This is a genomic window from Cryobacterium sp. W22_MBD10_FK3 (genome assembly GCF_052113745.1).
Lineage (GTDB): Bacteria > Actinomycetota > Actinomycetes > Actinomycetales > Microbacteriaceae > Cryobacterium.
In genome coordinates this window covers 109624-117884 of record NZ_JBGQOH010000009.1, presented here as the reverse complement: position 1 = coordinate 117884, position 8261 = coordinate 109624, and the positions used below count along the sequence as shown (strand labels likewise).

5 protein-coding genes are annotated in these 8261 nt (G+C 68.1%); all 5 read right to left on the bottom strand.

Going from position 1 to position 8261, the window contains the following annotated elements; all coding sequences use genetic code 11:
- Positions 1-313: 313 nt before the first annotated feature.
- The gene (locus ACEN2M_RS11140) at positions 314-796 is read right to left on the bottom strand and encodes an Lrp/AsnC family transcriptional regulator (protein ID WP_441648193.1); all 483 of its coding nucleotides are present in this window, start codon (positions 794-796) and stop codon (positions 314-316) included.
- A gap of 148 nt (positions 797-944) precedes the next feature.
- Positions 945-3443 carry a DEAD/DEAH box helicase gene (locus ACEN2M_RS11135; protein WP_441648192.1) on the bottom strand — a complete coding sequence of 833 codons (2499 nt, stop codon included), beginning with the start codon at positions 3441-3443 and terminating at the stop codon, positions 945-947.
- Between the two features lie 83 nt (positions 3444-3526).
- On the bottom strand, positions 3527-5608 hold the full coding sequence (locus tag ACEN2M_RS11130) for a glycosyl hydrolase (RefSeq protein WP_441648191.1): 2082 nt from the start codon (positions 5606-5608) through the stop codon (positions 3527-3529).
- Positions 5605-6336 (bottom strand): HlyD family efflux transporter periplasmic adaptor subunit, encoded by a 732-nt coding sequence (locus ACEN2M_RS11125; RefSeq protein WP_441648190.1) that lies wholly within the window; start codon positions 6334-6336, stop codon positions 5605-5607. Before ACEN2M_RS11125 ends, ACEN2M_RS11130 begins: the two co-directional genes overlap by 4 nt.
- Positions 6333-8048 carry a glycosyltransferase family 2 protein gene (locus tag ACEN2M_RS11120; RefSeq protein ID WP_441648189.1) on the bottom strand — a complete coding sequence of 572 codons (1716 nt, stop codon included), beginning with the start codon at positions 8046-8048 and terminating at the stop codon, positions 6333-6335. Before ACEN2M_RS11120 ends, ACEN2M_RS11125 begins: the two co-directional genes overlap by 4 nt.
- Positions 8049-8261: the final 213 nt, after the last annotated feature.

Below are 8261 nucleotides of genomic sequence, written 5' to 3'. Positions count from 1 at the left end.
GGGCTGGGGGCCGGGGCGGCGGGCGGAGCGGCCGGGGCGGTCGGGCTGGCGGCCCGATTCGGCTGGGCACCGGGCACTGCACCGTGCGGAGCACCCGGTGCGGGCCGCGGGCCCGGCTTGGGTGCCGGCTTCGGCGGGTTGATCGGGGATTCCGGCTGAATGTCTGAAGAGGCCATGGCTTCGAGGTTACGCCGGTTCCCTGGGCCCACCGCCCACAACTGTGTCCGTTCCGGACATTTGCACCCGGTGTGCCGGCACCAATTGTCCGATTCGGCAACAGTTGGCGGCGGGCCGCGAAGCCGGCCTAGCAGGGTCAGAGCGGCGGGGCCACGTGGTCGAAGATGATGCTCGTGCGGGTGGCCGCCACCACCGGGTCGGCCGACAGGTTGTCGACCACGAAGCGGCGAAGGCCCGCGGTGTCCTGCACCGCCACGTGCACGAGAAAGTCCTCGTTGCCGCCCACGAAGAAGAACTGCACCACCTCGGGTAGCTCGCGGATGCGGGTGGCGAACGGGGTGATCTGCGACCGTGCCCCCGAGTGGATGTTGATGCTGATCAGCGCCTGCACCCCGAGGCCCAGCGCGGCCGGGTCGACATCCACCGTGAACCGGCGGATCACCCCGCGGCTCACCAGCGAGCGCACCCGCTCGAGGCAGGTGGATGCGGCGATGCCCACCGAGGCGGCCAGGGCGGCGTTGGAAAGCCGGGAGTTGGAGCGCAGGAGGCCCAGCAGACCCAGGTCGACGGCGTCGAGGGCATCGCTGGAGACGGCCAGCCGGTTCTTGGGTGCCACCATGGCGAGGTCCTCACTACCGAAGCTTGGACGGCGCGATCGCCGAATGGGTCCAATATATTCGACGCGGAGGGTCTCTGACCGACGGTTGTGGGGAGATTGTCTCGACAAGCTCGACCAGCGGGCCGGCCCGACCGGCGGGCGGTCTCGGCTAGAGCCGGTTGATCCCGGTCACGGTCAACGCGGGCACACCCAGCTCGTCGGACTCGGCGAGGTCGATCTCGGCGCTGATGCCCCAGTCGTGATCCCCGGCCGGGTCGTCGAAGATCTGCCGGGCGGTCCACACCGCGGGGCCCTCCTCGAGGATGAGCAGCCCGGCGCCGCGGGCGTTCGCGCCAGCCAGCAGCTCGTCGTGGTCGCCGTAGTAGCCGTCCATGGCGTCGGCCCAGGCATCCGCCCCGAACCCGCTGTCGCGGTCGAGGTCGCCCAGCGCGTCGTAGTTCTCCAGCGCGGCCAGCTGCACCCGGCGGAACAGTTCGTTCCGCACCAGGATGCGGAACGCCCGGGTGTTGGTGGTGAGCCGGTGCGGGGCCGGCGGCACCACGGCGTGCGCGACGCTCTCGTGTGCGGCCAGGTCGGGGTGGATCAGCTCCTCCCACTCGTCGAGCAGGCTGGAGTCAACCTGCCGCACCAGCTCGCCGAGCCACTCGATGAGGTCGAGCAGGTCCTCGGTCTTGGCCTCGTCGGGGATGGTCTGCCGGGCGGCCCGGTAGGCATCCGAGAGATAGCGCAGCACCACGCCCTCGCTGCGGGCGAGCTTGTAGTACGCCACGAACTCGCCGAACGACATCGCCCGCTCGTACATGTCGCGCACCACGGTCTTGGGGCGCAGCGGGAAGTCGGCGATCCAGGGCTGGGACTGCTTGTAGGTCTCGAACGCGTAGCTGAGCAGCTCATCCAGGGGCTTGGGCCAGGTGATCTCCTCGAGCAGTTCCATGCGCTGGTCGTACTCGATCCCCTCGCTCTTCATGGCGTTCACGGCCTCACCGCGGGCGGCGAACTGCTGGCCCATCAGCACCGGGCGCGGGTCGTCCAGGGTGGACTCCAGCACCGAGATCATGTCGAGGGCGTAGGTGGGCGCCTCGATGTCGAGCAGGTCGAACGCGGCCAGCGCGAACGGTGACAACGGCTGGTTGAGCGCGAAGTTCGCCTGCAGGTCGACGGTGAGACGGATGCTGCCATCCGCCGACTGCTCCACGATCCCGGCCGCGCGCAGGGTCTTGTAGATGCCCAGGGCCCGGCGGGCGTGGGCGAGCTGGCGCTTCCACGGCTCGTGGTTGTCGAACACCAGCGAGTACACGTTCGCGAAGGCGTCGCCGCCGCGGGCGATCACGTTGATCAGCATGGCGCTGGTCATCTGCATGCTCGACGTGAGGGTCTCCGGTTCGGCGTCCACCAACCGGCGGAACGACGGCTCGCCCCAGGAGACGAAACCCTCGGGGGCGCGCTTGCGCACGATCTTGCGCCGCTTCTTCGGGTCGTCGCCGGCCTTCTCGATGGCCTTGAGGTTCTCGGTCTCGTGGTCTGGCGCTTGGATCATCACGGTGCCGGCGGTGTCGAAGCCGGCCCGGCCGGCCCGGCCGGCGATCTGATGGAACTCGCGGGCGTTCAGCTGGCGCATCTTCACGCCGTCGTACTTGGTCAGGCTCGTGAACAGCACCGTGCGGATGGGCACGTTGATGCCCACGCCCAGCGTGTCGGTGCCGCAGATCACCCGCAGCAGGCCGCGCTGGGCGAGCTGCTCCACCAGCCGGCGGTACTTGGGCAGCATGCCGGCGTGGTGCACGCCGATGCCCATCCGGATCAGCCGGGACAGGGTCTTGCCGAAGCTGGTGGTGAACCTGAATTCGCCGATCAGCTCGGCGATGGCTTCCTTCTGTTCCTTGGTGACCACCTTCACGCTGGAGAGCGCCTGCGCGCGCTCCAGCGCGGCGGCCTGGGCGAAGTGCACGATGTACACGGGAGCCTGGCCGGTCTTGAGCAGGTCCTCCACCGTCTCGTGCACGGGAGTGCTCTCGTAGAAGTAGTGCAGCGGCACCGGACGCTCGACGCCGGTGACCACGGCGGTGTCGCGGTTAGTGCGGCGGGACAGGTCGGCGGCGATATCGGTGACGTCACCGAGGGTGGCCGACATCAGAATGAACTGCACCCGCGGCAGCAACAGCAGCGGCACCTGCCAGGCCCAACCGCGGTCGGGGTCGGAGTAGAAGTGGAACTCGTCCATCACGACCTGGTCGACCGGGGTGTCCTCACCGTTCCGCAAGGCGAGGTTGGCGAGGATCTCGGCGGTACAGCAGATGATCGGGGCGTCGGAGTTCACCGAGGAGTCGCCGGTCATCATGCCCACGTTCTCGGCGCCGAAGATCTCCACCAGGGCGAAAAACTTCTCGCTCACCAGGGCCTTGATCGGGGCGGTGTAGAAGGTGCGCTTGCCGGCGGAGAGCGCGGCGAAGTGGGCGCCGACCGCCACGAGGGACTTGCCGGTGCCAGTGGGGGTGGAGAGGATCAGGTTCGCCCCAGAGACGATCTCGATGACCGCCTCCTCCTGCGCCGGGTAGAGGCGGAGTCCCGCATCCGACGCCCAGAGCTCGAAGGCTTCAAAAAGCTGGTCGGGATCGGTGACGTGCGGGAGGGCGGTGAGGGTTGCCATGATCCTTCGATCCTGCCCTATCCGGCTGGTCCACACCTGCACCTGTACCGGCGCCGACCAGCCGGACGCCGCCGGCAACCGGGTCAGGCGGCGTGCAGCATCAGCCAGGCCAGCAGGTAGGCGCGGCTGTTGCCGTCGTCGATCCGGGCCTCCGGCAGCCCCTTGGCAGCGTCCAGGGCTGCGGATGCCGCGTCCCGGCCCTGTAACGCCGAGTACATCAGCAGGTAGTCGCCGAACATCACGTCGTAGCTCGGTGTTCCCGTGCTGCCGGCGGGCAGGGCGCCGGCCAGGTTGGCCTGCACCCGATCGGGGTCACCGCCGAGGTAATCGGCGACCGGGCTCATCGGCAGCACCAGGATGCCGAGCATGGCGCTCGGCTCGGCGCTGAACCAGGTGGCGTAGTCACGTTTGCCGCCCCAGACCAGCGACGTGATGGTGTGGTCGAAGCCCGCGTAGACCGGGTCGGTCAGGTCGAAGTCGGTCCAGTACGCGCGGGAGGAGGCGGCCTCGTTGGAGAGCATCCACCCGGCTTCGGTCGCCAGGTGCGCCTGAGAGCTCACGTCGGCCCACAGGGCCAACCCGTTCCAGGCCGTCACGGCCTCCGAGCTGGACTCCTGGTTGTTGCCGTCGCCGAACGGCGAGGCGCCGCTGGCCCAGGAGTGGCCCGCGTAGGCGTCGAACACCCGACGGTCGGGAAAGTACTCGCTGCCGCCACTGGTGGCCAGATCGGCGGCGAGGAGGTTGAGCACTGGGGCCCAGCGCTCGGCGAGCTCGGGGCCGTCGGCCGCGACCACCGCCGCGGCATAGAAGAAGTAGCCGTAGTGGAAGTGATGGTCGTTGAACTCCTCCGAGCCGAACGAGGTGGCCAGACCCACCAGCCCCTGGGCGGCAGGGTCGTAAACGAAGCAGCGCTCGGTGCGCACTGCACAGCCGTCGGGGTCCATCCAGTCGTCGAGTGCTGCACTGAGGCGGTCGGTGATCAGGACCACCGCATCGTCGGCGCCCACCTGCCGGGCCACCTCGAGCAGGTTGGCGGCCCGATAGAGCGACTTGCCGCCGAAATAGGTGTCGGCGGCAAAGGTTGTGGTGGCGGCCACATCCGCCCGCACCTGGTTGGCCAGCCGTTCGCGGTCGTCGTCGCCGAGGGCCGCGAGGTCCAGGCCGCCGCTGGGCGCGACAGTGGGTACCGACCAGCTCAGCGCCGGCCCCGGGCACACCGTGAGAGTGCCGTAGATGCTGCGGTACTCCCCCGCGCCGCAGGCCGGCTTCCCGGCGAGGCCTTCCTGTTGGTGCGGCATCGCGGCGATCAGGGTGTCGCCGCCGTCATCGGTGTCGTAGTGGATGGTCGTGGTCGCGGTTTCGGCGTCCGACCGGTACTCGACGCGCGTGCCGCTGACCGGGTGCCCGGCCGCCTCGACGAAGGCGTCCTGATCACCGCCGTTCGGCAGGGCGAACCAGGTGGCGGACTGGCCCGCTGCGAGCGTCAGATCGGTGCCGGCGGCGAGCGTTCCGCTGCTGACCAACCCGTAGGTGTCGTCCGCCACGTCGACATTCCACGCTCCATCGGCCGCCCCTTGGGCCTCGGCGAAGGCCGTCGGCATGGCCAGGGCGACCTGGGCAGTGGCCGTGAACGACACGAACGGCGAGCCCTCCGCGATCACGGTCCGGCCGACCAAGTCGCCGTCGACGAACTGGCCGATGGTGACGGATGCCTCGTCGTATGCGGTCACCTGCTGTTCCAGACGCCCGTCGCCGGCGCCGACGCGCACGCCGATCTGCCCGGCGAAGCCGCCCATGATGACGTTGGGCTCCGCAGACACCGTTGGCAGTCCGAAGGCGAAACCGGTGTCGGTCAGTTGGAACGACAGCGGCAGTGGGAACACCGGCATCGACTCCTCACCGAACACCAGGCCGGAGAACCACCGGTTGGTCGGTGGAATCAGCCCGTCGGCCAGGCGCGCCTCCGGCAGGCCCTTCACAGTTTTCTGGGGCACCGCATCGACGAGCGGGCCCACCTCGGCACTGGGGAAGACTGCGGCGCCGCGCGCCACCACTCCGGGATCGGCCGGGCCGACGGCATCCGTCGTTGTGCACGCTGTCAGCGCGACGGCGATCACGACTGCTGCGGTCGCGGCCGAGGTGCGTCTGGTGCTGCGCACGGTCACAGCCCGATCGTCCGCAGGAAGCTGAACAGGCCGTCGCTGGCGCCGGCGAGGAGGCCGTCGTCGCGCAGCGCGATCGTGGCCGTCACCGGCGTGCCGGGAGCGATGAGACCGTTCGCGGCGCCGTCGACCAGATCCGGGCTGACCACCTTGGCTGTGGTCTCGGCCTGACCGTCGGCCGTCTGCACGTCCAGGGTGTCCATCGTGCCGGCCACTCTGGCCTGGTTGGGCAGCACGATGTCGACGGCAGCACCGGGTTCGATCCGCGCGTAGTCACCGCTGGTCAGCACAAAATCGGCCGACACGAACAGCGACCCGGTCTTGTCGATGACCGCGAGCACCTGGCCGGCCTGCACAAAGGAACCGCGCTCGGTGGTGATGTCGGTGAGGGTGCCGTCGACGGAGGCGGTCAGGGTGAGCACGCCGTCGTCGGCCACCGAGTAGGCGACGCTGTCGACCGTGACCAGCCCTTCGGCAAGGTCCGCCTGCAGGGTGGGGCTCTGCAGGGTGAACAGGGCTTGCCCGGCTCGAACCTGGTCGCCGTCGTCGACGAGCCGATCCAGCACCGTTCCGCCGTAGTCGGAGCCCACCGGGTACTCCGCTGCCTGGATCGACGCGGAGGCGCTCATCACCTGAGCCTGCCGCTGGTTGAACACGAGGGTGAGGACCGCGACGATGCCGACAACGGCGACGAGTCCGACGAGGAGCTTGAATCGATTGGCCCAGGTCATGAGTTCACCATCTTTCGGGTCAGGGCGCGAGCACGACGGGCCCGGTGCGACTCATGCAGAGCCGTGCCCACGAAGGTGCCGAGGATGAGCGTGTTGGTCACGTTCCACGCCGTGGCCAGGGTGAGAGTGCCGATCACCATGTCACGCCACACCCCCACCACCGAGGTGAGCAGGAGGAATACGAAGAACAGCACCTGCGGAATCATGAAGTTGAACGGTGACCTCACCGTGGACTTGTTGCCGGTGGCACTCCAGTGCTGTTCCTTGCCGACCAGGACGTTGACCAACGCCGCCACGTAGATGGGAAAGGACGCCGTGGCGAGCATCAGAGTCTCCCAGCGGAACGAGCCCATCGTGTAGAACGCCAGGAGCACCTGCATCAGGTAGAAACCCGCGTAGTACAGCAGCCAGGTCACCACCGTCGTAGAAATGTTCATCGGCCGCAGATCGAGGTAGATCTCCAGCGGCGGCACCAACAGGAGTAACAGCGGAGCGATCCCGGTGAGGTAGAAGGATGCCGTGACCAGATACTGCAGGCGCTGGTCGAAGGTGAGGCGGCGGCGCGGACTGAGTGGGTTGCTGTGCAGCAGGATCTCGAAGCCACCCGTGGCCCAGCGCAGTTGCTGCTTCGTGTACGCCTCCACGGTGTCCGGCGCGTGACCGGTTGCCAGCACGGTCGGGATGTAGATGGTCTTCCAGCCGCGCTCGTGCAGCTTGAGCGATGTCCAGACGTCTTCGGACTTGGAGTCGGTGTACATGCCCCCGATGTCGTTGATGGCGTCCCGACGGAAAACGACATTGGTGCCGACGCAGAACGCCGCGTTGAACCGGTTGCGGCCGGGCTGGATGAACCTGTAGAAGACGGCCTGCATGTAGCCGGCGCCGCGGGAGATGACGTTGTGCAGGTTGCTGTAGGCCTGCGGGGTCTGCACGAAGGAGACCTTGTCATCGATGAAGAACGGCAGGGTCTCGATCAGGAACTCAGGTTTGGGCACGAAGTCCGCGTCGAAGATCACGAAGTATTCCGCGGTGCTCACGGTGAGGGCATGGTTGACGTTGCCCGCCTTGGCGCCGTTCGAACTCAGCCGGCGCAGGTACCGCACGCCCAGCTCGGCGGCCAGATCCCGCACCGCGTTCGAACGGCCGTCGTCGAGCACCCAGGTGAGATGCGCGCCGTGCATCGCCCGCACAGCGGTCACGGTCGTTCGAATCACGTCGATGTCCTCGCCGTAGGTCGTGACGAACACATCGACCGTCGCAGGGTGGTCGCCCAGGTGCAGGGGCCACCGCTCCGGCTGGTCCAGCAGACCGTCCCTGACGAGGGATCGGCTGTGGATCAGGGTTGCCTGGGCTTGGTGCACGTTGAACTCCCGAGGGTCGCTCGACCCGGACAGGATTGTCCACATCGACAGCAGCGCCTGGAAGATCAGGATCGACTCCGCCGCGATGACCAACGAATACGGCAGCCAGTCACCACGACTGGCCGGGTTGAGTAGGAAGTGGGCGTACGCCAGGATGCCGACGGTGGCGATCAGCACCAGCATCACCAGCGATGGCGAGTGGGCATGACCCGTGGGCGCTGGCCGAATCTGGGGAGGTTCGGTCGCCTGTGTGTGGGCGGGGACTCGGTGCATGGCCTCGGGCGGCACCACGGACTCCAGGGTGGATTCAGAGGTGCCGGGTACGCGAAGGCTGGGATGAAGGGTGGTCATCCGTCTCTCTTTCGGTGCCGGATTCGAAAATCCGGGGTTCGCGAACGGGATCTCGGGCGAGGTTCGCGGTGCTAGTGCTGAACGCAAGCGTGGCCGGGAGGTCACGGGATGGGGCCGAGGAGCTGGTTCGAAGAGCTGGTCGACAGACCCGGGAGCGCACGGGAGAAACCATCCGACAGGGGGTGCTGACGGGAGGGCAGTGGGCTTCGGCGT

What these genes read in the sequence shown, in the direction of transcription:
- ACEN2M_RS11125 (WP_441648190.1), bottom strand. Translation starts at nt 6,336, where the DNA reads ATGACCTGGGCCAATCGATTCAAGCTCCTCGTCGGACTCGTCGCCGTT.
- ACEN2M_RS11140 (WP_441648193.1), bottom strand. Translation starts at nt 796, where the DNA reads ATGGTGGCACCCAAGAACCGGCTGGCCGTCTCCAGCGATGCCCTCGAC.
- ACEN2M_RS11135 (WP_441648192.1), bottom strand. Translation starts at nt 3,443, where the DNA reads ATGGCAACCCTCACCGCCCTCCCGCACGTCACCGATCCCGACCAGCTT.
- ACEN2M_RS11120 (WP_441648189.1), bottom strand. Translation starts at nt 8,048, where the DNA reads ATGACCACCCTTCATCCCAGCCTTCGCGTACCCGGCACCTCTGAATCC.